Source organism: Pseudoalteromonas sp. 19-MNA-CIBAN-0066 (assembly GCF_040308705.1).
GTDB classification, from domain to species: domain Bacteria; phylum Pseudomonadota; class Gammaproteobacteria; order Enterobacterales; family Alteromonadaceae; genus Pseudoalteromonas; species Pseudoalteromonas nigrifaciens.
This window is the reverse complement of sequence record NZ_JBEONZ010000001.1, coordinates 51,523-78,043: the sequence shown is the minus strand read 5'-3', so window position 1 is coordinate 78,043 and position 26,521 is coordinate 51,523. Positions and strand designations below refer to the sequence as shown.

Here is a 26,521-nt window from a genome sequence, read left to right as displayed (position 1 = left end):
TTTTTCTCTTACAGGCCGCTGATAGCTAGACTAAAAAACTGTTATTTACGTCTTCTACTTGGCTCTCTTTGTCCTGTAATGCGTTTTTTATCGCGGTCTTTTCGTGATTTATTGGTGTTTTTGCGGTTATCTTTTGGCTTTTTGTTTGGATCTGGCTCGTAGCCTGCTAGCCACTGTGGCGTTAAGCGGGTATCTAACAGTACTTCTATTTCTTCAAGTAACCATTGCTCGTCAATACTTACTAGCGACATTGCAAGCCCTTGCTCACCAGCGCGACCTGTACGGCCAATGCGATGTACGTAGTCTTCGGCTATGTATGGCAGTTCAAAGTTAATTACAAACCTAAGTGTCGGAATATCCAAGCCACGTGCGGCTACATCGGTAGCAACTAATACACGGGTAATGCCTTCTTTAAAGTTTTGTAGTGCGCGGTCGCGTGCGCCTTGTGATTTATCACCATGGATTGACTCGGTTTTTAAACCGTCTTTACACATTTCTTTAGCCAGTTGGTCGGCCATTTGTTTGGTGCGGGTAAAAATAAGCACTTGGCGCCAATTTTTCATGCCGATCATGTGCGATACCAGCTCGCGCTTGCGATCCTCGTCTACTGAGTAAATTACTTGCTCAACCTCAACTGCTGCTGAGTTGCGTTTATCAACTTCAACTAATTCTGGGTTTTTAAGTAGTTTTTTACTAAGCGCAAATACGCTGTCATCAAAAGTCGCCGAAAATAACAAAGTTTGGCGATCGCCTGGAATATGGCGCAATATACGTTTAATTTCGTCAATAAATCCCATATCAAGCATACGATCGGCTTCATCAAACACCAGTGAGTCAACACTTGAAAGCACCACACTGCCTTTAACAATATGATCGAGTAAGCGCCCCGGGGTGGCTACTATTACTTGCGCATCTTTTAGGGCTTTTATTTGTGGGCCTATGCTTGCGCCGCCATACGCTAATGCCCCTTTAATATTGGTGCCTTGGGCATATTTTTCAAAGCTGGCAAATACTTGCTGAGCAAGTTCGCGAGTTGGCGTTAAAATTACCACGCGAGCAACACCTGGCTCATCTTTTTTAAGGGTGTTTAAAAGTTTGTGTAGCAGTGGTAGTACAAACGCTGCGGTTTTACCTGTGCCAGTTTGTGCACTGCCCATTACATCACTGCCCGCTAAAATAGGCGGGATGGTTTTAATCTGAATTGCGGTAGGTTGAGTGTAATTATTTTGCTCAATCGCAGTTAATAACAACGGGTCGAGATTAAGTGATGAGAACGTAGTGGCAGACATAGGCTTAGCTTTAAAATGACAAAGAGCGCTATTGTACTCATATTCACTCATGCCGTAAATTAGAGTGCTTGAGAAAACTATTTAATCGTATTTATCTGCTTTTATTTGTGCCAATAAAAAAGGCGCTAAATAGCACCTTTTAAAATTCATCTCGTTTTTAAGCTGGTTTTAAATTTGCTTTGCGCTCGTTGTAAAAAGCAATCAAATCATCAACCGTAGCTTGGCAGTACTCGCGAATACCCGATACCACCATGTGCTTTTCACCAAAACCCACTTTTTTACCGTTTTCTAGCAAATTAAAGCGCAAAGTAATTTTGCCGCGTTTACCTGCGTATTCAAAACTAGGCTCTGCAAATTCAAGTGTCGGTGCACTAATTTCAACAGTATCAAGATTTATAATCATCGATTCGTAAATAATCATCGGGCGTGCAGGGTTAATCATTACCTCTTGCTTACCCATGAGCGGAATAATCACGTGCGGAAACGCCGCGCCTGAAAACTCAACATAATTTTTAATTAAGCTATTAGTAAGTGCTGGGCATTTGCTGGTTTTACCTTCGCGTTTTACCTTTAAAATTACTTTATCGCCGTTTGTTACATCAAACTCATCGGCCTCTGCTGGGAAGCTAAGTTTGGTATTTTCGTCAACCATACCCGCAAAAGTAAACTCCATGCGTTCACTAATACCGTAACGATCTAATACTAATGAAAAAAGTAAGTCTCCTGGAGCACAAAATTTCTTCGCATCTTTATCGTGAAGTGGGTTGTAATCATCAGCAATACACTTGGCGAAACGACAGCCTTGCTCACGAGAGATCGAAACATAATCAGCATGTTGCTGATAAAAAGGACTTAACATAGGGTGTTCACTACTTAAACGGCTTATAACCTGGCTATACTAACAGAAAAAATAAAATGAGAGGTCGAATCTGTTAGATTAGTTACTAAATAAAACAGAGTAATAAAAAAATAATGACTTTTTATTTATTAGCATTATCGATTATATGTGTTTTTCCGTACTGTAAAGTATCAATAATACGGCAACCACTTTGGCACTACTTAATGGCTTTAAGTGTTATATGTGCGTATTTTGAGGGTTATATAAATTTATATGGACTGCTCAGTACTGGGCTTTACGTTGCTTTATATCACTTTGTGCTTCATATAAAGCAAACAATAATACGCGCTATATTAAGCACTGTTTTTATAGTTTCCTCATTGGCATTAGCGCTTCATTGGGTGCCTGGTTTTAACAACCTTCCTATTGCTATAAACGAGCATATTACCAGCGATGCAATTGCTTTTACCCTTTATGCTAATTTTGATAAAGCTATGGCTGGCCTCTTTCTTTGTGCTTACTTTTATTCAAATATAAAGCCTTTAAAAGCAGAGTCTAAAAAGACGACTTCATTAATTACCCCCCCTATTTTAATAATTATTACTACCATTTTAGCCGCACTTACTGCAGCTTTAATGCTTGGGCTGGTAAGCTTTAACCCTAAGGTTCCTGACTTCTGGTTAGCATTTATTGCTATAAACCTTTTATTTACCTGTGTTGCTGAGGAAGCTTTATTTAGAGGCTTATTACAAACCAAGCTTAGCCAAATTATTACGCCTACCCGCTTGGCAATATTTGCGCCTGTAATTACTGCAGGTATTTTTGCTTTGGCACATTTTGCTGGGGGAGTTAGCTATGTATTAGTTTCATTTATTGCAGGTTTGGGATATGGCTATGTTTTTTATAAAACGCAGCGTTTAGAGTGGGCTATTTTATGCCATTGGTTAGTAAATATTTGTCATTTCTTTTTGTTTACTTATCCTATGCTAAGTAAAACCGAGTGCATATAAAGTCATTTACAAATACTAACAATTTACTCAGTAGTAAACATTGCCCACATTCGATTTTGTTAGTAATTTACTACTTCAAACAATAAATTAAAGGACTAATTAATATGCTACGTTTTATGGCAATAATAACTGCACTGGCTACTTTAAGTGGTTGCTCAAACATGACTTTTCATACTGATATAGACAACGACGTTTTATCTCAAGAAATTGGTACCTACGTTAATAAAAGAGATTTGCAGCAGTTTTACAGCGACCAAGAAGCACACGAAAGTGGCGCTACACTTTTAGGCCGAATAGCAGGTGAAAGCTGTGATGGCGATGGTATGGGTAACAATAATGTAAGCTATAACCGTTCTAAATCAAATGCTATTGATTTACTTAAAGCTGATGCCATGCGCAGAGGCGCAAATGCTTTTACTATTAACTCTTGTAGCGAAACCTCTGTATCGTATTGCGACCTATCTGTTTTATGTACCGGACAGGCCTACGACTATTAATAAATCATATATTAAGTGCAAAGCTCAGTAGCACACGCTTTCCAGACTCGATTTTAGATACGCTGTGTTCGTACTTATCGGGCCTAAATAAATACACCCTATTAAACCAGTTAATAATACATTTAGCGCATTTAAACACCCCACCGCTTTTAGGTTTTACTAATACAAAGTTGAGTTTGTAATAGCGCCCTTGCTGCACCGGATCAATGTGGTTCATTACGCTGTGATTAGTTGGGTAAGTAACAAGGTTTATCGAAAATGTATTACTGCTAAAAATGGCTTTGTTTTTAACGGTTGCAATCATACTGCCTCCTATGAGTTTATATGCCGCATTGTAGCATTTAGTAAATTATGAATGCTTAGACTAAACAATATCAAAATACGATGTCATATAACTAAACAACCTGAAACAAAAAAGCCGAACTTATTTACTAAGCTCGGCTTTTAAAAATGCATTATTTAGCAATTATGCACTTGGGTATTCGCGGTAGGCACGTTCGATATTTTTAGCCTGCTTTTTAGAAATACCTAAATGCGCCAATGCTACACGTAAACGAGCACGCGATAAGTCAGATCCTAATATTTCCATAGCATCAAGCACAGAGGTAGATGACGTTTTACCCGTAATTGCCACAAAAATCGGCTCTAAAAAGTCTTTAATTTTAAGCTCGTGGAACGTTGCTACTTCTTTTGCAATGGCAAAAATAGCTGGTTTATCAAAGCTACGTAGGCCTTCTAGCTGCCATACAAAAAATTGTAGTGCTTGGCGAATTACGTCTTCATCGGCTTTGCCCGCTGTTAATAGCGCAGGATCATAAGTAGGTATACCACCAACAAAATGCCCAGCTAAGTCAACTAAGTCCGACAATGTGTTAATACGTGCTTTGGCTTCTGGTAATACTTTAGCTAGCATTTCGCCATTAAACTTCCAATCAACAAAGCGCTGAATTAACTGCTCGTCAGTTAGGTTTTCGCGGATCCACATGCCGTTTAACCAACTAAGTTTATCTACGTCGAATACTGGGCCACCTAGTGATACGCGCTTCATATCGAAGTTTTCAATCATTTCGTTAAGAGTGAATTTTTCACGCTCATCTGGCATTGACCAACCCATGCGGCCTAAATAGTTAAGCACGGCTTCTGGCAGGTAACCCATTTCTTTATAGTAGTTAATAGAGGTTGGGTTTTTACGCTTAGACAGTTTTGACTTATCTGGGTTACGCAGTAGCGGTAAATGCCCAAGTACTGGCGCTTCCCAACCAAAATCTTCGTAAAGTTTTAATAGTTTAGGCGCTGAGTTAATCCACTCTTCGCCACGGAAAATATGGCTAATTTGCATATGGTGGTCGTCAACTACGTTCGCTAAAAAGTAAGTTGGGAAGCCATCAGCTTTTAATAGCACTTGCATATCGACGTTTTCCCACGGGATCTCAATTTCGTCGCGTAGGTAGTCGTTAAATTTAAAAGTGCCTTCGCTAGGGATTTTCATACGTATAACGTAAGGTTTACCCGCTGCTAGGTTTGCTTTAATTTCGTCGTCTGTGTGGTTTAAGCCACGGCCGTCGTATTTAGGGCGTAGACCTTCTGCCATTTGCTCTTCGCGCATTTTATCCAGCTCTTCGCTTGTTGCAAAACAGTAAAATGCTTTGCCGTCGTCAACGAGTTGGTGTGCGTATTTTTTGTATAAATCGCTACGCTCAGACTGGCGGTACGGGCCAAACTCACCGCCCACATCTGGGCCATGATCCCACTCGAGTCCTAACCAACGCAAACTATCCATAATTGCTTGCTCTGACTCGGCAGTGCTACGTACTTGGTCGGTATCTTCAATGCGAAGTACAAATTCACCACCTTGCTGTTTAGCAAAACAGTAATTAAATAAGGCGATATAAGCGGTGCCAAGATGCGGGTCGCCAGTTGGCGACGGGGCAACACGGGTGCGAATTGTCATGGTAATGTCTCTTTTAATAAGTGAGATGGTAAAGTTATTTATGCTGCTACTTTATTTATATAAGCAATAATATCGTTTGATTCGTATAGCCAAGTTACTTGGCCATTTTGCTCGATGCGCAGACAAGGCACTTTAACTTTTCCGCCTTGTTCTAGCAGTTCTTGACGATATTGCTCATTACTTTTTGCATCACGCGTTTCTATTTTAAGGCCCTCGCGCTTAATAGCACGGCGCACTTTTACACAAAACGGGCATGCTTTAAATTGATAAAGCTTAAATTGTGCGGTTTGCTGATCAAGCTGCTGTTGCACTTCTGGAGCACGTTTTTTACTACGTGGCGTAAATACAAAATTAAAGAATAAAATTATACTTCCTAATAACCAACGAACTAATTTCATTAACTGCACTCTATTTACAACAAATTTAAGGTGCCAGATTTTAACACAAAAATAGCAGCAAAAAAGCTCAAATATACTCAGCCAGTATATTTGAGCTTTGTAAGCTCAACCTCGGGTCAGGTTAATTATTTAGCTACTAAAATGGGAGCTTATTTATTCAGCTATACTGCTTTTTATTACAGTAAAATTAAGTCATCGCGATGCAGTACTTCTGCCCCGCCATCGTAATCAAGTAACTCACCTATTTGCTTAGAGTGCGCGCCTTTAATTTTATTAACTTCGCTGCTGCTAAAGCGGGTTAACCCACGAGCAATAAGTTGTTTGTCGCTATTTATTACACTTATTAGATCGCCGCGCTCAAATGCCCCCAACGCATTGGTCACGCCTTTAGCAAGTAAGCTTGCACCTTTAGTTTGCAGCGCGGTTATTGCACCGGCATCAATAACAATTTGCCCGCTACTTTTAGGTCCAGCGAGTAACCACTTTTTACGCCCTTCTTTTGGCGCAGTGAGCTTTAAAAAACGTGTGCCGGGCAGTTGCTCGCTCATACATTTTAAAATGACATTTTTACCCGCACCTTTGGCAATTATAACCTCAACCCCAGCACGCCTTGCAATGTCGGCTGCTTGCAGTTTGGTTGCCATACCGCCGGTGCCCAAGTTTGTGCCACTACCACCAGCAAGCTGGCGCAATTCGTCGTTAATATCACTCACTTCACCAATTAATGTGGCATCGGCATTAGTGCGCGGATCGCTGGTAAATAATCCTTCTTGATCGGTGAGCAATAACAGCTTATTGGCATTAGCTAAAATAGCCACCAACGCTGATAAATTATCGTTATCACCTACTTTTATTTCACTAGTAGCAACCGCATCATTTTCGTTAATGATGGGCACTACATCGTAGTTTAATAATGCATTTAGCGTATCGCGGGCATTTAAATAGCGCTCTCGGTCGTTAACATCGGCGCGGGTTAACAGCATTTGCCCTACGTTTACACCATACAAAGCAAACAAGCTTTGCCAAATATGAATGAGCTGGCCTTGACCAACTGCTGCTAGCATTTGCTTATCTATTACGCTGCGGCCACAGGGCTTTAGTAATTGCTCTCGTCCGGCCGCCACGGCTCCGCTCGAAACTAAAATAACGTGATGCCCTTGCTTTTTAAGCTCACAACATTGGCGCACTAGTTCAACCATATGCGCTTTATCTAGCTTATCGGTGCCGCCAGTCAGTACGCTTGTACCTAGCTTTACAACGATTACCTGATCCCTTTGCATTTATTTTTACTACTGAATAATTAAAGATGAATTTATTTATACCAGCTGGGTATTTTTCAACAAGTAAAATATATTCATGCTAGGATCTGATTTTATTCAATTGTGTAAATTACCTGCTATGCCTGCCAGTTTATGTTTAATTATTGCCACCTTTTTATGGGGTAGTTCCTTTATTGCACTTAAGTATGCCATTGCTATTTACGACCCCGCTTTGGTGATATTTTTACGCATGCTAACCACATTATTTTTATCGCTGTGCTTATGGCGCTATGTAATACGCTTTGAATACAGAGTTGGTGACTGGAAGTATTTAATTGCTATGTCGCTGGCTGAGCCTTGCTTGTACTTTTTATTTGAAGGCCATGCAATGGAATATACCTCGGCATCGCAGGCAGGGGTAATTGTGTCGTGCTTGCCTATTATTATTGCTGTACTGGCTTTTTTTATGCTTAAAGAATACATCAGTAAATCTATTATTATTGGCTTTACTTTTTGTATTGGTGGCAGCATTTTGCTCACTGTGCTTTCACCAAACTCCAATCAAGCGCCTAACCCATTATTAGGTAATTTTTTAGAACTTATGGCCATGGTATGTGCGGCGTTTTATACCGTTTGCATTAAACACTTAGCGAGTCGTTATTCACCGTTAACGCTTATAGCGCTGCAAGGCATTAGTGGCAGTTTGTTTTTTGCACCGTTTTTGCTTTTTATCGACCTACCAAGCGAAAATCAACACAATATAACCGCTTTATTAAGTATTTTATATTTAGGCTCGTTTGTTACTTTAGGCGGTTATGGTATGTATAACTACGCTATTAGTAAGGTATCGGTATTAACCGCAGCGGCTTATTCAAATTTAATTCCTATATTTACGCTGATTCTTTCGGCCATCATTTTAAATGAAGTGCTTAACTTGTGGCAGTGGCTGAGTATATTTGTGGTATTTGTTGGCGTAATGATCAGCCAACGTCATCAAGAATTAGTGGTTGATATCCCCAGCGCCGAGTCGGGCGAGGATATTTCCACCGATCTTACTACCTCCGATATCATATCGGCCGAAACCAATAGCCTAAATTCGGTTCCCGATGCTAACGCGTCAAAAGGGTAGCACGTTAGTAAATACAATTGTGCAGTGTGTAAAAATGTGTTTTCTGACTCATGAATTACCTCGCTGCCGGTTACTTTATAATGCTGCAAGGTGCCATTTTGTAATTGCAGGGTAAACTGCTCTCCCACTTTAACGTGCTGTAAAAAAGCAAAGTGAGTGTCGTTATGCCCTGCAATGAGTGCCCCAGCTTGTTTACTACCAAGCTCTGCTGCGGGTAAAAAGTGGCTGGGCGCAAAGGCTAAATTACGCCCGCTAGCACCTGCTAATACGGTGAGTTTTTCATTATGCGCCGGCCAATTTAATTGTGCGGTTACATAACTATCGGCGTAAAACCATGGCTTAACTTTTGCTTCAGGCGTTTTAAGAGCCTGCTGCCAGGCCTGTTCAATTAGTAATTGCGCCAGCCATGCTTTGCCTTGCATGTAAGCGCCATGACCAAATAACCCCAAACCAAGTATTAATAGCCCCGCGCTTAGCCACTTTTTCATTTAAAACGCCTTACTAGCACAAACCCACTTAACAATAAAATCCCTAATATTATATGTACTTTGCTTTGCCCATCGGTTTGTGGCAAACGCATTGCCATACCCTGAGGAACTGCGTTAGTAGCATTAGCTGTTTGTTCTGCTATTGGATTAATTTGTGTTTGCTCTATTGCTATAAAAGCCGTGAATGGGCTGAGTAATTGATGAGTAAACGCCAATTGTTGCACTTCGTCTTTAACTGCATTTTGTGAGTTATAGAGCAGCAACGACTTAATTTTTTGACGAGCCCACAGCTTAGCAATTCCTTTAGCATTTGAGCCTGCTTGTGTGTTTAGGTTAATACTAATAGGCCCTTGTGCAGTTTGCCCGTTTAATATTACATTACTGGTATTATTGAGCTTTATAGCCACCATTATTGGCTCATTAAAATAGAGATCTGGCAGTGGCGAAGGCCAAAAGTCTAGGCTATTACCGTTTTCATCGCTTAGCGCTAAATTAGTAATTGCAGGGTGTGCGAGCTTATCAAATAACTGCTGCATTTTAGGTTGCACCTCGCTAGTGCTGCCTATAAAAGTAAACGAGCCCTTGCCTACATCTGCCGCACGGCGCATAAAAAAGCTATTGGGGGCGCTGCCAATACCAACTGTAAATAAGCGGCTATCGCCTAATTTAGCTTGAATACTTTTAAACAGTGCATCTTCGTTGCTTACGCTACCATCGGTTAAAAATATTACTTGGCGTACAAAACCATCAAACTGCGAACCATCTAAAACGGCATCAAGTGCGCCTTGTATTTCTGTACCGCCGTCGGCTTGTAACCCATATATAAAGCGCTCTGCGCGGCGTAAATTAAAGCCACTTGCAACTAAAGGTTTATCGCTCATTGGGGTTACTACATTATCAAACCCTATAATGTTAAAACTGTCGTTACTGTCTAGCAGCGATAGCGCATAAAACAATGCGTTTTTAGCTTGCTCCATAGACTGCCCATGCATAGAGCCCGAAGTATCGACTACAAATACTGTTTCGCGGGCTAATCGCTGCGTTGCTATAAAGTTATCTGCAGGCGGCATTAGCATAGCGAGCCCGTAGCGCTCGCCATTTTCAAACTGCTCGGTAAAAAATGCAGCTTGGGCTTGCTCTTTTTGCAGTGGTTTAAACTCCAGCACAAAGTCGCGGTTTAGCGCATTTTGCTCATTTAACTCTATTGAGTATTGTCCAAATGCAGTGTTTTGAATATTTACATTATGAAATTTAGAATTTATATCTACCAGCTCTAAACCTACGTCTATATCTAAGTTTAAATTAAACTGACTACTTGGCTTATCGTCATTTTTTTGCGTGCTATAAACTGGGCTTAGCCAACCATGTGGTAGCGAGTTAGTTGGTTTTTGGCTTTCTTTATTTATGTCAATTTCACCTTGGGTTACATGATAACGCGGTGTGATTGTGCCCGGAAAGCGCACTGTAAAGGTGCCGCTGCTGTAATCAATTATTTCTTGATATTCCAGCTCAATAATAACCTGCTCCCCAGGGGCTATATTAGCTACGTTTGTAATAAACATATTAGCGCGTTGCTGGCGTACTAGTGCTGCTTGCTTGCCTGCCTGTTTGGCTTCTGCGTATTTTTTTTCGGCCGCCACTTTTTTATCAATTTGGCCCTTAATTACTCGCTCGCCAATACGCATGGTCATAGCATGTACTGCGCTTTCATCGGGCAGCGGAAACACATAACGCGCATTAACAGCAAACGGGTTTTGGTTTTGATAAGTTTGTTTAACTACAACATGATTTATAAGTCCGGTTAATGTCATATTTGCATCACTTTTTAATATTATTGCAGGGCCTGCTTGTGCGCCGCTGCTATCAAAAAGTTCTAACTTGGGAGAGTGTGCGTGGCTTTTAAAGCTCGTTAACATCACCAGTATACCCAGTGTAAAAAGGCTTACCCATTTAAGGGTAAGCACTTTGCTTGGTTTACTCAAAAAAAACATAAAATCACTCCATCGAAGGCTTTAATTTAATTACTTGCTGTTTGGCTATTTACAGGATTTATTAAACGAGTAGTAAGGGTTACCCGCCGATCAAACGTGTTGTCTTCTACTGTGTTAGTTTTAGCAAGTGTTTGCTGCTCACCAAATGCTTGCGTGCTTAAGCGCGTGTGGCTTACGCCCTGTTTTATTAAATAGCTTTGCACCGCATTTACACGTGCTTTTGAAAGTAAAAGGTTGGCTTGTTCATCACCGCGTTGATCGGCAAACCCACTTAAATCGAGCGCTAACTGTGGCTGGTTTTTTAAAAGCGTAACGAGTTGGTCTAACTGCAATGCAAAATGTGGCGCAATAACACGTGAGCCGGTTTTAAACTGTACTGTCATGGCAAGTAAATTATTAATTTGCGATTGTGTTAACTGCTCATTTTGATTAGCAAGCACTTCGATTTGTTGCTCTAACTGGCTGTTATGGCTAAGCAGGTGTTGGTAGTCGTTGGTTTTTTCTGTCATTACAATTATTGCACGCTGTTGCTGGGCAATTTTGTTATCAGCAACTTTTGCATCGCCTATTAAACCACCAGCAAATGCTCCCACAAAAGCACCAATAGGGCCGCCTACTACACCACCTATAATAGCGCCCGATCCTAAGCCTATTGCGGTTTCGGTGTGCGCTTCTTTTGTAGCCGTATTATTAGAGGTTGATGCTAATGCGGGACCGCAAAAAACGGCCGCTAGGGTTAGCGCTATTAATGTCTTCTTCATGATTGATCCTTAAACTTACTTTTTAATTTATGATGTTTTGTTTTGATGGGTGTATTAAAACAAGCTCAAGTGGCAACAAAGGGGAGCAAAAATGGCAAACCACTGAGCAATTGTGGCAAAAAAAAGGCAATTGCCTTTTTAAGCGTACTTAGCTTAAAAACTTCGTTATAGTGCGTTGGTAATAAAGAGGATAAACCCAGAAATGAAAAAAATAGCCATCATTGAAGATGAACCCGCCATTCGCGAAAACTACACTGAAATGCTCAGCGCACAAGGTTATCAGGTAACTGGGTATGCAAATCGTAGTAGCGCAGAAGCGGCGTTTAAAAATGCCCTGCCCGATTTAGCCATTGTTGATATTGGCTTAGGTAATGAAATAGATGGTGGGTTTTTGCTGTGCCAAACATTGCGATCACTGTCTAAAACGCTGCCTATTATTTTTTTAACCGCTCGTGATAGCGAAATAGACACTGTATGCGGCCTACGTATGGGCGCCGACGACTACCTCACAAAAGATATTAGTTTGGCTCATTTAGCGGCGCGTATTGGTGCGCTATTTCGTCGTATGGAAGCACTTAAACAACCTGCCGACGAAAATGCACTTATAACTCGTGGGCCGCTAACGCTCGACACACAGCGCATGCAGGTGTTTTGGCAACAACTATTAGTTGATTTAACAGTAACCGAATTTTGGATGTTGCACTCCCTCGCACAGCGCCCCGGACATGTTAAAAGCCGTAATGAATTAATGAGTGATGCTAAAATTTATGTAGACGACAGCACCATAACTTCACACGTAAAACGTATTCGTAAAAAATTTATAGCACTCGATAGTAACTTTGACTGCATAGATACAGTGTATGGCATGGGCTACAGGTGGGAGCAAATTTAATGTTGCGATTTGGCCTACGTAGTAAGTTTATTTTACTTTCTTGCTTTTTATTTTTATTGCCCTGGTTGGGCTACGAATATGTGTGGGAAATGGAAAAGTTTTTACGCCAAGGCCAAGAAAAAACCTTAGTAGGCACTACCCGTGCCCTCGCCACTGCCCTGCATGAACGCCCTGCATTATTTGATCAGCAAACTAGTTTTTTAGATCAAGTTGTAAAGGGCCGCGATCTATACGCGTACAACCTTAAAAATCCTATTCAACTCGATGGTAAGCTCACAGATTGGGAGAGCTATCAGGCATTATTTTGGCAATACGACAAACGCTACTTACAAAAAACCGACAACAAGCATCAAGCCAGCGATCTGTCGTTTGAGCACATGGTAGGAAAGTTTGATAATTACCTTTATGCACTGTTTAAAGTAACTGATAACCAACTCGTTTATCGGCCAAAAAACAGTTTAAGTATTACTAATAACGACCATTTAAAAATTGGCTTAAAAACACCTGATGGGCAGTTTAACCGCTATATTATTGCGCCACGGCAAGATGGCTGGGTAAACGCTTTTAATGCAGATAGCAAAGTACCCTTTACAAAAATTCAGGGCTATTTTAGCAGTACGGCGGCTGGCTACAATATTGAGCTACGCTTTCCTATTAGTATGCTTGGCAATAAGCTTGGCTTTGCCATTGTTGATGTAGATAACAAAGAGCCCTTTTTAGAACCTAAAATAATGTCGACCTCAAACTTAAATAACCCCAGCGATTTAGGTTCAGTACTTGTGCCCTCTCCCGAAATTAATCGTATTTTAAAAGGCATGGGCCACAGTGGCAGCCGTATTTGGGTGGTTGATAAGCATCATAGAGTATTAGCACAATCGGGCTCGATTCATCATGCCGATGGCGTATGGGCTGACGGCCTTGCCAATCAAGCTCCTGAAACTTGGTGGCAACAGTTTGAGCAAAACTACTTGCATCCCCTTTATTATAAAATTTTAACACGCCCCGAAAACGAATTTTTAGATACTCTGCACGACGTAGCAGCTATGCAAGGCAGTCATTTAGCCAAAGCACTAAAAGGCCAGCCTGCATCATCGTGGCGATTAACCCCCGACAGTAAAGCCGTTATTTTATCGGCTGCTTACCCTATTTGGATCCAAGATAAAGTAATTGGCGCGGTAATAGCCGAGGAAACTACCAATGGCGTACGTACACTGCGTAATAAATCGCTCGAAAAATTATTTAACGTTATTTTAGCCGTGATGCTTATTGGCACTGTAACCTTATTCTTTTTTGCCTCTCGAATATCGAGCCGTATTAGGCGTTTGCGCGATACTGCAGAGCAAGCTATAGATGCACAAGGGCGAGTTACTGGCAGTATTAATTACAGCGATGCTAATGACGAAATTGGCGATCTATCACGCAGTTTTGCTAATATAGTCAGCCGCCTTGGTGGCTATACCAACTATTTAGAAAATATGTCGTCGCGGTTATCGCACGAGCTGCGTACACCTGTTGCGGTAGTGCGCTCATCGCTCGAAAATCTGCAAATGCAACCACAAAGCGAGCTGAGTCAAAAGTACTTAGATCGCGCCAGTGAAGGCGTTGAACGCTTAGGTAAAATTATTACCACCATGAGCGAAGCCACTCGCTTAGAGCAAAGTATTCAAAGCAATGAGCCTGAGCCATTCGACTTACAAAAAGTAATAAGTGGCTGCATGCAGGGCTACCAGCTTACTTACCCTAAGCAGCTGTTTACACTTGATATATGCCAAACTGCGCTTCCTATGCAAGGCGCACCAGAGTTTATAGCGCAACTGCTCGATAAGTTAATTAATAATGCAATTGAATTTAGCCACGCAGAAAAGCCAATTAGTGTTAGCTTAAAGCAAAACGACAGTGCAGCAATTTTAACCGTAGGGAATTATGGTCCATTATTACCTGCAGGTTTAACTGAGCATATTTTTGATTCTATGGTGTCGGTGCGTAGCCAGCAAATGCAGCAACAGCCACATTTAGGATTAGGACTCTATATTGTAAGGTTGGTGTGCGACTACCATAATGCCAGTGTAACCGCTAAAAACAATCAACAGGGCGATGGCGTAGTGTTTACTGTAAGCCTGCCATTAGTTAAGTAAAAGTGGGTTGTAATTTACTTAACTAATACTCGCCACTGGGTTGGCTTTTTTTGGGTTACAATTTAGTAAGAGTTAAAATGTAACTGTTCACTTTTAATTCAGTGGCAAGACCCTAACCTAGCGCTAATCACCCTAAGCTAAGGTTTAATCATGCACCCACTATTAGAGCAAGAAGAGCTAGATTTTATATTTGAATTATATAGGCCAACAACAAGCACTAAACCTGTAAGCGAGCAGAGCCAAAACCGCAACTATAAAAAAGTAACGCAGCGCCAGTGCAATAAAGATAACAGCACATCAAGTTACTTAATTTAATTACTTTTAATACCCTACTCACTGTGCCTGTTTTTCTCGTGTTAAAAACGCTTTTACACAGTTTATTTCCGCTTGTTTAACTTCCTCGCCTATTTCTGGGCCTTTTTTGCCGCTGTTAAGTGCAGCTTGTACCACTTGTTTTTTATCTAGCTTTAATAGTTCTGCATGAATAGCACGCAGCTTAGCTGCTTGCGGGTAAGGTTTATCTACGAGTGTTTCGCCGCGCCCTTGTGCATCGCATTGGCATGCTTGAGTAAAAGCAATAAAACGTTGTGGATGAACCAAGGCGTTTAAATTAGTCACAATTAACTTATGAACCGTTTCGGGCCTTAATTGCTCTAATGTATGACAAAGAGTGTGATTATCGCTAGTAAGTACGCCAATATCGCGAAAGCAATTAGGTATTTTTAAGCGTTCACAAAACTGTTCAACTACAGCAACCCCATCTCGTTCATGGCCACGTAAATTACCGCGTTTTTTAAAACTGATCGCTTTACCAAAGTCGTGAGTTAATGCAGCAAAACGCGTTGCTAAATCAAAATTCAAATCGGCTGCACGCCTAAGTACTAACATGGTATGCACAAACACATCACCCTCGGGGTGATGTTGTTTAGGTTGCGGCACATTAACCATTTTCTCAAGCTCGGGAAAAATCCCTAAGCCTTGCAACGCTTGAAAATAAAGTTCGGGATGCTTTTCACCCAGGGCTTTTTCGGTCTCTAACCATACTCGCTCTGGCACTAAATGATTAAGCTCGCCTTGCTGCTTAAGCTGTTGCATTAGCGCATAAGTGCTCGGATGTATACGCCACTCGCTGCCAAAACGGGCTAAAAAGCGAGCTATACGCAACACCCGCACTGGGTCTTCTACAAATGCATCTGTTGTATGGCGCAGTATTTTATCTTTAAGGTCTTGTTGGCCGTTAAATGGGTCAATTATATTGTCGTTAGCATCGAGCGCCATAGAGTTTATAGTTAAATCACGTCTGGCTAAGTCTTCCTCTAGAGTCACATCTGGGCTGGCATCAACCACAAAACCGGTATAGCCTTTACCACTTTTTCGCTCAGTGCGCCCAAGTGCATATTCTTCTTTGGTTTTTGGGTGTAAGTAAACCGGAAAGTCGCTACCTATTGGCACAAAGCCTAACGCTTCCATTGTCTGTGGCGTTTCGCCAATAACAACATAATCGTTGTCATTTGATGCTCTTTTTAGCAGTAAATCACGCACTGCACCACCAACTAGGTAAACCTGCTCCAATGCTTTATCCACGTAACCTCCAAAAACAAATACCAAAACTGCAATTAATGGTACTAATTATACCCAAAACCATATTAAAAGTCTGAGTAGTTTGACCTACCGCTAACTTGCTCATTACAATAGCGCTTTATTTTTAGCTAAAGTCATAACAACAATGAAAAAGCACTCTGCAAAAAAAGAACTCATGCTACTGCCTATATTACTGGTGGTTATTTTAATGTGTGTGGTGGGGCACTTTTTTATGCAAGCAGATTATCAAGACAGTAACATGATTGAATACATGTTAGCAGCGCTACCATTTGCAATGTTTGGCTTAGTGGTTGTAGCCTTTAAAATGGCGGCTAAAAGCGAAAAAAAAGAACAAAACGAGCAGGATTCTTAATCCTGCGTTATGTGTTTAAAGTACATGATAACCAAACCAATCAGGTTTAATTTTTTGTGCTTGCCCACTTGGGGTCAGTTTTATACTAAGCTGGCTGTCGAGTAAATCTATTGCAAAGCAATCGTCTACGTCGTGTAAATCATCTTTATGAATATGGCTAAAGCCAGCGAGTAAATCGTTTTTAGCGCGCTGTTTGGCCTCTTGACTACTGCTTGCTACATACAGTGCAAAGTCGTGTTGCTCAGCCATTAAATCGCTTCTGTAGGCGCCTAAGTTTACAAAGTAAAGCTGTTTAGTTTGCTCAACGGGCGTGTCGCTTACTGTAACTTTATAACCATCTATGTGGTTAATTGCCATATAGCTATCCATATGCACGCTGTTTTTGTCGCCCACCCATTGGCTTTTTAATTTAGTATAGGTTTGCTCAATGTTTTGCCCAACTACAAAACGAATGTCGTGCATTTCTATATGACAGCCCTGAATTCGCCCACCTAAATACACCATAAATAACTGCATGTTTAGTTCCTATAAATTGGTTATTTAAGCTAAATTATCAACATCTATATTGTGCTTTTTAATCAGTTTATAAAAATCTGAACGGTTACGTTTAGCTAGTTTTGCGCCTTCGGCGACATTTCCACCAGCCATTTTAAGGGTGTTTATTACGTAGTCGCGTTCAAATTCTTTTTTAGCGTCGTTTAGCGACAATGGCTCTACATTTTTTTCGTTGCTATTTAATGCACTTAGCACTAAATGCTCTGAAATAACTTCGCTTGGGGTAAGTGCTACAACTTGCTCTACCACGTTTTGAAGTTGGCGAATATTACCTGGCCAGTCGTAACGCACGAGTGCGTGCATGGCGTCGTTGGCAAAGTGTTTTTCGCTTTGCTTCATTCGCTTTGCAATACTGGCGCTAAAGTATTGTGCAAGTAGACTTATATCTTCGCGACGCTCGCACAAAGGAGGGAGTTTTAAATTAACCACGTTTAAGCGGTAGTATAAATCCTCCCTAAACTGCTGATTTATAATCGCTTCGGGGAGGTTTTTATGAGTTGCCGATACAATGCGAACATCTATGGCTATTTCTTCTTGAAAGCCGACTGGACGTATGGTTTTTTCTTGCAATACGCGCAGTAACTTAACTTGTAAATTAAGCGGCATATCACCTATTTCATCTAAAAATAAGGTGCCTCCCTCAGCTTGTTGAAACAGTCCTTGGTGATCTTTTATTGCCCCAGTAAACGAGCCTTTTTTATGACCAAATAATTCTGACTCTAGCAGTTCACCCGGTACTGCGCCGCAGTTTATCGCTACAAATGGGCCTTTACTTACATGGCTATGCTGATGAATAGCTTGAGCTAATAACTCTTTACCCGTACCACTGGCTCCCGATATTAATACGTTAACTTGCGTTGGCCCTAGCAGTTTAACTTGCTCTAGCAAATGTAGCATAGCGCCGCTACGAGTAACTATATTGCTAGTGGGTATTATTTCATCGGCATTTACGCCGTGTATTTCTATCGCTTTTGCTAAGCTGTCGAATAACTCGTCTTTATCTATTGGTTTGGTAATAAATGCAAAAATGCCTTGTTTGGTAGCCTCTACCGCATCAGGAATAGAGCCATGCGCTGTCATCATAATAACGGGCAATGCCGGATAGCGGCTTTGCAATTGGCGGTGCAGTGCCATGCCATCCATTTCGTCCATGCGCAGGTCGGTTACTACGGCATCGAACACTTGGCTTTTTAATATTTGTAACGCAATTAGGCCGCTCTCGCAGGTGGTAACCTCGTAGCCTTTTGATTCGATACGAATAGCGAGCAATTTTAATAAGCTGGCATCGTCATCCACTAATAATACTTTTGCACCTTGCGGTTTTATTGCTGGCATAACTACTGCTCCTTAGTTTCTTCGCGTAATAACAGTTGCTGCTCTATGGTTGCTAATGACGAGAGCGTTTGTTGCATTTTATTATTAAGTGCTTGCTGCTCTTTTTTAGCATTTATTTGTAGTGTTACTTGTTGTTTTTGTAGCCATAAATACTGTTTTATATCGTCTGGCCAATAGTAAGCTTGGTCAAGTTTAAGTAACTTACTCATTACCGTATTAGGATCGCTACTAGTGTTTAAACACATAAATTGAAAAAAGTTTTTTAGTTCTTTTTCGCCAACAAAATCTTTGTTATCTGGGGTTAACTTAAAACCACCACATTTATTAGCATGCCAGGCTATTACTTGCTCCGCAGGGGGATACATAGGATCGCTTTTAGGCCGAGGCTTTGGGCTTGGCTGGCTGTTTTTATCGCTCGTTACTTTAGTTTGCGTTTGCGCCACTGGGCTATCAACCACTTGCTGTTGGGGGTTATTAGTTTTGCACCCCGATAAAATGATGGCACTGCCACACACACATAAAATAGCCATTAAACGCGAGGTCATGCTAGTTAACTCCTTGATTTGTTATTATGGGAAGCGTAATTAAAAATCGACAACCTTGGGGTTCATTTTGCTCTATTAATAATTGTCCGTTTAATTGCTCTACTGACTCTTTAACAATAGTTAAGCCTAAGCCACTGCCTTGTAGCGTAACATTTTTGCTATGCTTACCTTGATAAAATGCGCTAAAAACATGTGCTTTTTCGTGCTCTTTAATTCCGCATCCCTCGTCGCTTATCGCCATTTTTAGCTTACTGTGCTCAAAGGTTAACGCTATAGATACTGCCTGCCCGTGTTGTGAAAACTTTAAGCCATTAGAAATTAATTGCACTAAAATCATTTCAATTAACTCCCCAGGTAACGCAAGCGCCTTATTAGGTAAGTTGTTATGCCAAATAAGGGTTTGCTCTCGGGCTGTTAGGCGGTGCTCAAAATGACTATTAATTTTATTAATTAAATGATTAAACTCAACCTCACTTACGCTGTCTTTACTAGTACGAATCGCGTTATAACTAAGTAGGCTGTCAATCATAGTACGAAGGCGCACCATAGACTGGCTAATAAGCTCAAGTACAGCGCGTTGCTCTTTAGTTATAGGGCCAACTATTTCATCGCTGAGCAAGTCGGTGCCCTCGACCATTGAGGCTAGAGGTGTTTTAAGTTCGTGGGTAACGTGGCGTAAAAAGGTGTCTTTTTGCTGCTCAAGTATATGTAACTGAGCTTGCACCCATTGTAATTTATTACCTAATTCAACTAGCTCTGCTGAGCCTTGCACGGCTATTTTTTGTTGCCAGTCACCTTGCCCTAATTTACCAATAATTTTAGTCAGGCTTTTTAAGCGGCCACTTATACGCCACAAAAAACCGCCTCCTACTAAGAGTGTTAGCGGAATTAGCGCCACCAGCCAGTTAATAAATGAAGTTTGTAACTGCGCTATTTCTTTTTGATTATTAGTAATTTGGGTTTCGCTTTTATCGCGTAACCATAAGGTAAGTTCGGCGAGTAAATCGCTAATAGGTAAAAACAAGGCTACCTGCTGTTGTTTTTGTTCAACAAGTCGAGTGTGTGCTAGTTGCAGAGTATTCGTTAAACGCTGCCATTGTGCGGTGTGACTTTTACTGGGCGCTATACGTGTAAGATCTTCAATACTTTGTAGCGATGCTTGCCACTTATCAACTATGAGCGTATCGAGTGACTCACTTTTTAGTACCCAATTTTGCCGAGTAGCGCGCTCTAAACTATTGAGTTCTTGTTTTAAAATATTAAACGATTTAGTTACTTGGTAGTTATTACTAACAATTTGCTGAGTTACAGCTAACTGCTTATTAAGCGCATTTAAAAATACAATAACCACTAACGATAAGGGTAATAACGACAGCAGCATACTCATTACAAACTGGCTAATTAAATTAGGGCGCCAATTAAGTATTGCTTTGTATTTTTCAGCCATCGCTGCTGGCATTGCATCCATCCTTTAGTAACTTTAAACAGCCTATTATTAAGCGTTTAAGTTATACACTAGCTGAATCAATTTATATATCTGTTATTCGTACTGCAAAGCCGCCTGTTGCCAAACAGCAACAACTCAACTCTTTGATTTATATTGCTTCTTTATTTATAAGCCAAATTTCGTTGCAAAAAACACACAGATACCTGTAAAACTTGCTTAACCTATAACACCAAAAACCATAAGTAACTGAATTTAAACGGTAAAAATAATTGGCATCGTTTTTGTAATAGTTAATCTAAGTTTATCTTATAAGGAAATGACCATGAGTAATCGCTTTTTAATTATTATGCCAATCGTTGCGCTAGGCTTTTTGAGCGCTAACGCGCTGGCAATGGATGTACAAGCTACTTTTAATGAACTTGATAAAGACAGTAACGGTACTCTCAGCGAAGCTGAAGCTGGTGAGGACGCCGTACTTCATGAAAACTTTTCACAAATAGATACTGATCAAAATGGTCAGCTGTCGCTAGATGAGTTTAAACAGTTTATTAAGTAACTAACCTAGTAACCAAAGGAGTTTTTTATGAAACAGCTTATAGCCGCATTTTCGTTACTGTTTTTAGTTATTAGTGCTACTGCCCTGGCTTCATCGTTTAATGCTCGTTTTGCTTTTTTAGATAAAAATATGGATGGAAAAATATCTATTACCGAAGCCAAAAAAGATAAAGAAGTAATGAAACAGTTTTCTGATTTAGATGTAAATAACGATGAAATGATCTCTAAAAAAGAGTTTGAGGCGTTTAAGCCTTAAGTTTAAATTCAAGTTTGGTCTTGTAAAATTAACTAAAAGTATTTGCTATAACCCCTGAGGGAGTGTGTAAATGGATTTAATGTTGGGCGTTAAATTATGGCAAGTACTTTATTTTATTACGAATGACATTAAAATGAGCTTTGCGAAGGAGCACCATGAAGATACGCGCTTGTTTAGTTAGTTGCTTATTATTACTAAGCTTTAATTCATTAGCACTTGATGTAAAGCAACGTTTTGATCACCTTGATACAGATCAAAGCGGCTATTTAATTCACCATGAGCTTGAGGCTCAACCGCACTTACTAAACAACTTTAGCAAATGGGATAAAAACCAAGATAATAAAATTTCATTGGTTGAATTTAAAAATTATCTTACGAATAACCTCTACTGAGTAATTTATGAAAAATATAAGCTATATAGCGCTCGTTGCGCTTAGTATTTGTAGCACACCAAGCTTTGCCAGCAGCAATAACATTGCCAAGCAATTTGAAAAATTTGATCGTAACCAAAACGGCTTATTAAGCCGAGCAGAAACAGCCAGTGACCCTGCCCTATGGTCTCGTTTTGCAAGTTACGATAAAGACAAAGACGGCCACCTTTCTTTAAGCGAATTTACACTTTATGCAAGTCAGTAATTAATTTACCAATAAATTAACTGGCTTACTCTGCACAAATAACAATCCAACCACCTCAAGTGGTTGGTATTATAAAAGTGAGTTTGTTATGTTAAAGCCATTAACAATAAAAATAAGCTCACTATGCCACTCAAAAAAATAATCAAACCTTTGCTACTCGCTTGCCTTTGCGCAGGCTCAAGCCTTGCGATTGCGCAAACTAAAGTTATTTACAACGCCAACGGCTACACACCTTTGTACAAAGGTGAAGTGCAGCAGTTTTCTACTTTAGTTATAAAAAACGGTAAAGTAGTTAAACTTGGCGGCGATACGCTAAAAAATAGCTTTCCTGATGCAAAGCTTATTGATGCTCATGGCAATACGCTATTACCGGGTTTAATTGACGCACACGGTCACATTATTGGTTTAGGTAATAACCTGTCACAATTAGATTTACGCGGTGCGCTTTCTATTGATGAAGTTACTAATAAACTCAAGGTATTTGCAAATAACAAACAAGGTTGGATTATTGGCCGTGGCTGGAATCAAGAGCTGTGGCAAAAAAAGCAGTTTCCTACCGCTGCCGATTTAGACAAAGTAGTGAGCGATCGCCCTATTGTACTATCGAGAATTGATGGCCACGCTATTTGGGTAAATAGCAAAGCCCTAGAGCTTGCGGGTATTACTGCAAACACCCAATCGCCAGAAGGCGGCGAAATTATTAAAGACGAATTTGGCAATCCTACTGGTATATTTGTAGATAAAGCAGAATCGTTAATTAAACAATTTATGCCAAAACCATCAAAACAAACTCTTAGTGACTCTTTAGATGCTGCCGGTAATCATTTATTAAGTTTAGGGATTACCTCAACCCATGATGCGGGTATAGATAAAACCACTTGGGAATTATACAAAGAACGCGGTGAACTAGGCAATTTACCACTGCGTATTGTGGCAATGCTCAGTGGCGCGAGTCCTGATTTAAAAACCATGTTAAAAGCAGGTCGATACCAAGATGCCAACGACTTTATGTCTATTCGCAGCGTTAAGGTTTATGCTGATGGCGCATTAGGTTCGCGTGGCGCGGCGCTAATTGAGGATTATGCCGACAGAAAAAACCACCATGGCTTAATGCTCGAAACCCAGCAAAAACTAGAAGAGCTATTTACGCTTAGTTTTAAAAGCGGTTTTAGTGCCAACACCCATGCAATTGGCGACAAAGCTAACCACGTTGTATTAGATGCTTATAAAAATGTATTTAAAGCAACCGGCGGAATTTTACTACGTAACCGTATGGAGCATGCACAAATAGTAACGCTTGATGATATTAAGCGCTTTAAAACATTAAAAATTATTCCTTCAATGCAACCAGTGCATGCCACCTCTGATATGCACATGGCAGAACAACGCTTAAGCGAAAAGCAATTAGCGGGTGCTTATGCATGGCAAACCTTTTTAAAACAAGGGTCAGTGATTGCAGCAGGATCTGACTACCCAATAGAATTGGCAAATCCTTTTGATGGCTTGTATGCAACAATTACTCGTATGGATCACAACCAACAACCAACCCAGGGCTGGCGCGCTAGCGAAGTATTAAGCCGTGAAGACGCACTGCGTGCTTTTACCCTAGGCGGCGCTTATGCAGCGCATCAAGAGTTTAAAGTGGGTAGTTTAGAGCAAGGAAAGTGGGCCGACTTTATTTTAATAGATAAAGATTATTTTAAAGCCCCGGTTGATGAACTATATAAAATAAACGTATTACAAACATGGATTGCAGGCAAACTTCGTTACGAAAAAGAGGCTGTGACTGCGCAATAAACTGAATACAAACTGAAAATAACAAATTAATGATAAAATTTAATTAAAGTAATCAAAAAGTGTGTCGATAAAGTGGGGTATTTAAAAATCCCCTTATGTTTCAGGAAGAAAACATGTTATCTAAAAAAATATCTCTTACTTTATCGGCACTTTTTACCCTTTCACTTTCAGCTTGTTCTAGTCACCCTGTTTACAATGGTCACGCTCCTCATAATGACTATTCTCATAACAAAAGGCACGTTCAAAATGACTCGCCTCGCGTGAGTAACTGGCAGTTTCCAGAAAAAAATTACCGCCCAATAAATAGCAGTAAATTACTTAGTAATTACACCGAACAATTAGCCATGAAGCTAATTGAAAATATGAATTACATAAATAGTAATACCCCTATTGCCATTACTTCTTTTGTAAATTTAGATGATAACCTACAAACAACTAATATTTTTGGTAACCATTTAGCTGAGAGCTTTATTACTGAACTACAAGAGTTTGGATTATCTGTTGTAGATTACAAACACACAGGTACTGTACATGTAACCCCAAATGGCGACTTTTCATTTAGTCGTAATGGTCGAGAAATTAAAGGCTACCCGCATATTGAATACACTTTGACTGGCACACTTACTTATACCAATCGCGGTGTTATTGTAAACGCACGTATTATTGGCGCTAAGTCAAAGGTAGTGGTGTCTTCGGCTAAAGGATTTGTGCCTAGTTTTGTGGTTGAGTCGTTATATCCCACTCGCCGCGTTGACGGCATAGCGCTTGACGCAATCTTATAAAAACCAAAAAGGATTAGCTTAGGCTAATCCTTTTTAGGCTCTGGCTGTTTATTACGGTATAATTTAATAATATGATACGCGTTTACAAACGCGAGTAAGCCGTTAGTAAAGGCAACGGGTACTGCACCAATAGCTAAGCCATAAATAGTAAAGGCGATACACCCAAATAAATTATACCAACGCAGCTTTACCACGTCGGTCATTGTTAACGATGCAACCAGTAAAGCAGATGCTATATAACCTAAATATTCCCAACTCAATTGTTCTCTCCTAGGCTTTAGGTTAGCATTGCATATTAAACTTTAGTACATTGAATCTGTACAGCAACGTAACAGCTAAATAAAAGTTAACCTATAAATGGCTTAAAACTCTGTTGGTTATCAGCAGCTATACTGCTCAAATAATTAGTCCAACAGTGCCAGCCCATTATATTAGCAGCACCTGATATGTTAATTAATTTAACATAATTTCTTAGAGCTTTGATGCTATCGCCATTAAGGTGCAATAAATAGGACAATTGTCCGAAGAGTATGATTGATGTTTCAATACCATTTTTCCAGTTATCTTGTTGAACAACTACTTACCTTTGCCGGTAGTAGTTATCAGCAATCAAAAAAAGAAATATTAATACAACAAGACCAACCTTTAACTAAGTTGGTACTTGTGCGCAGCGGAACTGTGTCGTTTAGTTACGATGTAGGTAACGGACGACGCCTGCTGCTTGGTCAACTCGATTGCAATAACACCCTCATTGGTGAAATAGAAGCGCTCAATAATAATCCCTGCATTTATACAGTAACCTGTTTTAGCGATGTAACTTATAATTTAATTGAGTTAAAGCATTGGCGTGCGTTATTACTTGAAAAACCTGAGCTGAGTTTATACACAGCACAAACTATAGCGGCTAAATTTCAAGAAAATCAAAAAATAAACCTAGATAAATTATTACTGCCACTGAGCTATAACATAGCTAAAGACTGCCTACTAAGAGCCGAGAACAACAACCCTACATTGCTGCGTGCGTATCCTACGGTAAATGCCGAAGCAGAACGTTTTGCAACCACTGAGCGCGCTTACAGGCGCGTTGTAACAGAACTCGTAGAAAAAAGCTTAGTACAAAGAAGTACCCAAGGTTTATTAGCAGTAGATATACCGCGCCTAAGCCAATATGTAGATAGCTTTGCGCAATTGTAATTTATTACATCAGGTTACATAGGTTGAAACGTTAAGTTTTATCCATAAAAAAAGGCCTTAATGGCCTTTTTTTTATTTATGCAGGTTGATTATTTTTCTAGCAAAATGTCATGTATTTTTGCTAGGTCTGATTTGCCAGCAATAATTTCATCCGGTGTTAAACCCGATAACTCATGCGGAAACACTAGCCATTCTTCAGACTCATGAATATAGTAATCTGGCTTCATGTCTACTTTAGAGTTTTTAGGCTTGTAGTAAGGGCATGCAATGCGAATATCGCGCGGTAAGTTTAAACGCATTAGCTCTGAAAGCTTTTCTTTTAATGCAAAAATACTGCGGCCAGAGTCAAACACATCATCAACAATGAGTAATGAGTCACCTGCATTAGCATTTTCTACAATGTAGTGTAAACCATGTACTTTTATCTCTTTAGATTGCTTTCCAATGCCATAATAAGACGATGTACGTACCGCAATGTGATCGGTTTCAATGCCTTTGTAATCGTAAAATTCTTGCACTGCAATACCTATGGGTGCACCACCTCGCCAAATACCAATAATGAAATCTGGACGAAAGCCATCATTATACACTTGCGCTGCTACGCGAAATGAATCTTCAAGTAATTGTTGAGCCGTGATATAGCACTTATCTGACATAGTTAGGATCCCAGTGGTGAGTACAACATTTGAGCGCAGCTTAGATTAAAGCTGTAAATGAAACGTTCAAACATCTAAGGCGAGGGATTTTACCGTAATTTAAATCAAAATGCTTGTTTGCAGCACAAAAAAATAGGCACCAAACGGTGCCTATTATAATTTTTTAATAAA

At 40.2% G+C, this 26,521-nt stretch carries 29 protein-coding genes and 1 pseudogene; 14 read left to right on the top strand and 16 right to left on the bottom strand.

Annotated elements, in window-relative coordinates; all coding sequences use genetic code 11:
- Nucleotides 1–41: 41 nt before the first annotated feature.
- Nucleotides 42–1,289 (bottom strand): DEAD/DEAH box helicase, encoded by a 1,248-nt coding sequence (locus tag AAEZ18_RS00375; RefSeq protein ID WP_197182203.1) that lies wholly within the window; start codon nucleotides 1,287–1,289, stop codon nucleotides 42–44.
- A 157-nt stretch (nucleotides 1,290–1,446) separates the two neighbouring features.
- Entirely contained in the window at nucleotides 1,447–2,148 is a 702-nt protein-coding gene (locus AAEZ18_RS00370) for a DUF3581 domain-containing protein (protein WP_011327338.1), read from the bottom strand.
- Nucleotides 2,149–2,351: 203 nt separating this feature from the next.
- Between AAEZ18_RS00370 and AAEZ18_RS00365 the strand changes: the two genes are divergently transcribed.
- On the top strand, nucleotides 2,352–3,137 hold the full coding sequence (locus AAEZ18_RS00365) for a CPBP family intramembrane glutamic endopeptidase (protein ID WP_350593934.1): 786 nt from the start codon (nucleotides 2,352–2,354) through the stop codon (nucleotides 3,135–3,137).
- Between the two features lie 104 nt (nucleotides 3,138–3,241).
- Nucleotides 3,242–3,634 carry a hypothetical protein gene (locus AAEZ18_RS00360; protein ID WP_011327336.1) on the top strand — a complete coding sequence of 131 codons (393 nt, stop codon included), beginning with the start codon at nucleotides 3,242–3,244 and terminating at the stop codon, nucleotides 3,632–3,634.
- Nucleotides 3,635–3,638: 4 nt separating this feature from the next.
- On the opposite strand, the gene AAEZ18_RS00355 is transcribed toward AAEZ18_RS00360, so the two are convergent.
- The 4 genes from AAEZ18_RS00355 to proB form a co-directional block, all read right to left on the bottom strand.
- On the bottom strand, nucleotides 3,639–3,938 hold the full coding sequence (locus AAEZ18_RS00355; protein ID WP_011327334.1) for a hypothetical protein: 300 nt from the start codon (nucleotides 3,936–3,938) through the stop codon (nucleotides 3,639–3,641).
- A 162-nt stretch (nucleotides 3,939–4,100) separates the two neighbouring features.
- On the bottom strand, nucleotides 4,101–5,585 hold the full coding sequence (gene gltX, locus AAEZ18_RS00350; RefSeq protein WP_011327333.1) for a glutamate--tRNA ligase: 1,485 nt from the start codon (nucleotides 5,583–5,585) through the stop codon (nucleotides 4,101–4,103).
- 38 nt (nucleotides 5,586–5,623) lie between these two features.
- Nucleotides 5,624–5,983: a glutaredoxin family protein gene (locus AAEZ18_RS00345; RefSeq protein ID WP_011327332.1), complete on the bottom strand. Its 360-nt coding sequence runs from the start codon at nucleotides 5,981–5,983 to the stop codon at nucleotides 5,624–5,626.
- A 176-nt stretch (nucleotides 5,984–6,159) separates the two neighbouring features.
- Nucleotides 6,160–7,263: a glutamate 5-kinase gene (gene proB, locus AAEZ18_RS00340; protein ID WP_011327331.1), complete on the bottom strand. Its 1,104-nt coding sequence runs from the start codon at nucleotides 7,261–7,263 to the stop codon at nucleotides 6,160–6,162.
- Between the two features lie 118 nt (nucleotides 7,264–7,381).
- On the opposite strand from proB, the gene AAEZ18_RS00335 reads away from it, so the two are divergent.
- A complete protein-coding gene (locus AAEZ18_RS00335) occupies nucleotides 7,382–8,371 on the top strand; it encodes a DMT family transporter (protein WP_350593958.1) in 990 nt (329 codons plus the stop codon).
- Here the strand turns inward: AAEZ18_RS00335 and AAEZ18_RS00330 are convergent.
- From AAEZ18_RS00330 to pdsO, 3 genes and pseudogenes are all read right to left on the bottom strand, one after another.
- Nucleotides 8,371–8,793: pseudogene (locus AAEZ18_RS00330) on the bottom strand (class GN sortase); the annotation flags it as partial. The gene AAEZ18_RS00335 and the pseudogene AAEZ18_RS00330 sit on opposite strands and share 1 nt — an antisense overlap.
- A 62-nt stretch (nucleotides 8,794–8,855) precedes the next feature.
- The gene (locus AAEZ18_RS00325; RefSeq protein WP_350593936.1) at nucleotides 8,856–10,850 is read right to left on the bottom strand and encodes a marine proteobacterial sortase target protein; all 1,995 of its coding nucleotides are present in this window, start codon (nucleotides 10,848–10,850) and stop codon (nucleotides 8,856–8,858) included.
- Between the two features lie 26 nt (nucleotides 10,851–10,876).
- The gene (gene pdsO, locus AAEZ18_RS00320; RefSeq protein ID WP_089367805.1) at nucleotides 10,877–11,611 is read right to left on the bottom strand and encodes a sortase-associated OmpA-like protein PdsO; all 735 of its coding nucleotides are present in this window, start codon (nucleotides 11,609–11,611) and stop codon (nucleotides 10,877–10,879) included.
- A 202-nt stretch (nucleotides 11,612–11,813) separates the two neighbouring features.
- Here pdsO and pdsR point away from each other — a divergent pair, with 202 nt between their 5' ends.
- From pdsR to AAEZ18_RS00305, 3 genes are all read left to right on the top strand, one after another.
- Nucleotides 11,814–12,503, top strand: a complete 690-nt coding sequence (gene pdsR / locus AAEZ18_RS00315; RefSeq protein ID WP_011327326.1) for a proteobacterial dedicated sortase system response regulator — start codon at nucleotides 11,814–11,816, stop codon at nucleotides 12,501–12,503.
- Entirely contained in the window at nucleotides 12,503–14,638 is a 2,136-nt protein-coding gene (gene pdsS, locus AAEZ18_RS00310) for a proteobacterial dedicated sortase system histidine kinase (RefSeq protein ID WP_350544543.1), read from the top strand. The genes pdsR and pdsS overlap by 1 nt, the downstream gene beginning before the upstream one ends.
- A gap of 150 nt (nucleotides 14,639–14,788) precedes the next feature.
- Complete coding sequence (locus AAEZ18_RS00305; RefSeq protein WP_011327324.1) at nucleotides 14,789–14,953, top strand: hypothetical protein; 165 nt, start codon at nucleotides 14,789–14,791, stop codon at nucleotides 14,951–14,953.
- A gap of 18 nt (nucleotides 14,954–14,971) precedes the next feature.
- Here the strand turns inward: AAEZ18_RS00305 and AAEZ18_RS00300 are convergent, their stop codons facing one another.
- Nucleotides 14,972–16,222 (bottom strand): multifunctional CCA addition/repair protein, encoded by a 1,251-nt coding sequence (locus tag AAEZ18_RS00300; RefSeq protein WP_011327323.1) that lies wholly within the window; start codon nucleotides 16,220–16,222, stop codon nucleotides 14,972–14,974.
- A gap of 142 nt (nucleotides 16,223–16,364) precedes the next feature.
- Between AAEZ18_RS00300 and AAEZ18_RS00295 the strand changes: the two genes are divergently transcribed.
- Nucleotides 16,365–16,592: a hypothetical protein gene (locus AAEZ18_RS00295; protein WP_089367803.1), complete on the top strand. Its 228-nt coding sequence runs from the start codon at nucleotides 16,365–16,367 to the stop codon at nucleotides 16,590–16,592.
- 15 nt (nucleotides 16,593–16,607) lie between these two features.
- On the opposite strand, the gene AAEZ18_RS00290 is transcribed toward AAEZ18_RS00295, so the two are convergent.
- Genes AAEZ18_RS00290 through AAEZ18_RS00275 form a run of 4 tightly spaced genes read right to left on the bottom strand, consistent with a single transcriptional unit; the run spans nucleotide 16,608 to nucleotide 20,486 of the window.
- The gene (locus AAEZ18_RS00290) at nucleotides 16,608–17,108 is read right to left on the bottom strand and encodes a DUF1543 domain-containing protein (protein ID WP_011327321.1); all 501 of its coding nucleotides are present in this window, start codon (nucleotides 17,106–17,108) and stop codon (nucleotides 16,608–16,610) included.
- A 24-nt stretch (nucleotides 17,109–17,132) separates the two neighbouring features.
- Nucleotides 17,133–18,482 (bottom strand): sigma 54-interacting transcriptional regulator, encoded by a 1,350-nt coding sequence (locus AAEZ18_RS00285; RefSeq protein WP_011327320.1) that lies wholly within the window; start codon nucleotides 18,480–18,482, stop codon nucleotides 17,133–17,135.
- A gap of 2 nt (nucleotides 18,483–18,484) precedes the next feature.
- Nucleotides 18,485–19,027 (bottom strand): hypothetical protein, encoded by a 543-nt coding sequence (locus AAEZ18_RS00280; protein ID WP_011327319.1) that lies wholly within the window; start codon nucleotides 19,025–19,027, stop codon nucleotides 18,485–18,487.
- Between the two features lies 1 nt (nucleotide 19,028).
- The gene (locus AAEZ18_RS00275; RefSeq protein ID WP_309216869.1) at nucleotides 19,029–20,486 is read right to left on the bottom strand and encodes a HAMP domain-containing sensor histidine kinase; all 1,458 of its coding nucleotides are present in this window, start codon (nucleotides 20,484–20,486) and stop codon (nucleotides 19,029–19,031) included.
- 310 nt (nucleotides 20,487–20,796) lie between these two features.
- Here AAEZ18_RS00275 and AAEZ18_RS00270 point away from each other — a divergent pair, with 310 nt between their 5' ends.
- The 6 genes from AAEZ18_RS00270 (at nucleotide 20,797) to AAEZ18_RS00245 (ending at nucleotide 24,500) form a co-directional block, all read left to right on the top strand.
- Nucleotides 20,797–21,030 (top strand): EF-hand domain-containing protein, encoded by a 234-nt coding sequence (locus AAEZ18_RS00270; protein WP_011327316.1) that lies wholly within the window; start codon nucleotides 20,797–20,799, stop codon nucleotides 21,028–21,030.
- A 27-nt stretch (nucleotides 21,031–21,057) separates the two neighbouring features.
- A complete protein-coding gene (locus tag AAEZ18_RS00265) occupies nucleotides 21,058–21,285 on the top strand; it encodes a hypothetical protein (protein WP_058372653.1) in 228 nt (75 codons plus the stop codon).
- Between the two features lie 155 nt (nucleotides 21,286–21,440).
- On the top strand, nucleotides 21,441–21,677 hold the full coding sequence (locus AAEZ18_RS00260) for an EF-hand domain-containing protein (RefSeq protein WP_011327314.1): 237 nt from the start codon (nucleotides 21,441–21,443) through the stop codon (nucleotides 21,675–21,677).
- A 7-nt stretch (nucleotides 21,678–21,684) separates the two neighbouring features.
- Nucleotides 21,685–21,921, top strand: coding sequence for an EF-hand domain-containing protein (locus AAEZ18_RS00255; RefSeq protein WP_011327313.1), 237 nt, complete (start codon nucleotides 21,685–21,687; stop codon nucleotides 21,919–21,921).
- Between the two features lie 123 nt (nucleotides 21,922–22,044).
- Complete coding sequence (locus AAEZ18_RS00250; protein ID WP_179807413.1) at nucleotides 22,045–23,718, top strand: amidohydrolase; 1,674 nt, start codon at nucleotides 22,045–22,047, stop codon at nucleotides 23,716–23,718.
- A gap of 113 nt (nucleotides 23,719–23,831) precedes the next feature.
- Nucleotides 23,832–24,500, top strand: coding sequence for a FlgO family outer membrane protein (locus tag AAEZ18_RS00245; protein ID WP_011327311.1), 669 nt, complete (start codon nucleotides 23,832–23,834; stop codon nucleotides 24,498–24,500).
- Nucleotides 24,501–24,523: 23 nt separating this feature from the next.
- On the opposite strand, the gene AAEZ18_RS00240 is transcribed toward AAEZ18_RS00245, so the two are convergent.
- Nucleotides 24,524–24,760, bottom strand: coding sequence for a YgjV family protein (locus tag AAEZ18_RS00240; RefSeq protein WP_011327310.1), 237 nt, complete (start codon nucleotides 24,758–24,760; stop codon nucleotides 24,524–24,526).
- Nucleotides 24,761–25,037: 277 nt separating this feature from the next.
- On the opposite strand from AAEZ18_RS00240, the gene AAEZ18_RS00235 reads away from it, so the two are divergent.
- A complete protein-coding gene (locus AAEZ18_RS00235; protein ID WP_011327309.1) occupies nucleotides 25,038–25,694 on the top strand; it encodes a Crp/Fnr family transcriptional regulator in 657 nt (218 codons plus the stop codon).
- An 89-nt stretch (nucleotides 25,695–25,783) separates the two neighbouring features.
- Here AAEZ18_RS00235 and AAEZ18_RS00230 read toward each other — a convergent pair whose 3' ends face one another.
- Complete coding sequence (locus AAEZ18_RS00230) at nucleotides 25,784–26,350, bottom strand: phosphoribosyltransferase (RefSeq protein WP_011327308.1); 567 nt, start codon at nucleotides 26,348–26,350, stop codon at nucleotides 25,784–25,786.
- Nucleotides 26,351–26,521 lie beyond the last annotated feature (171 nt).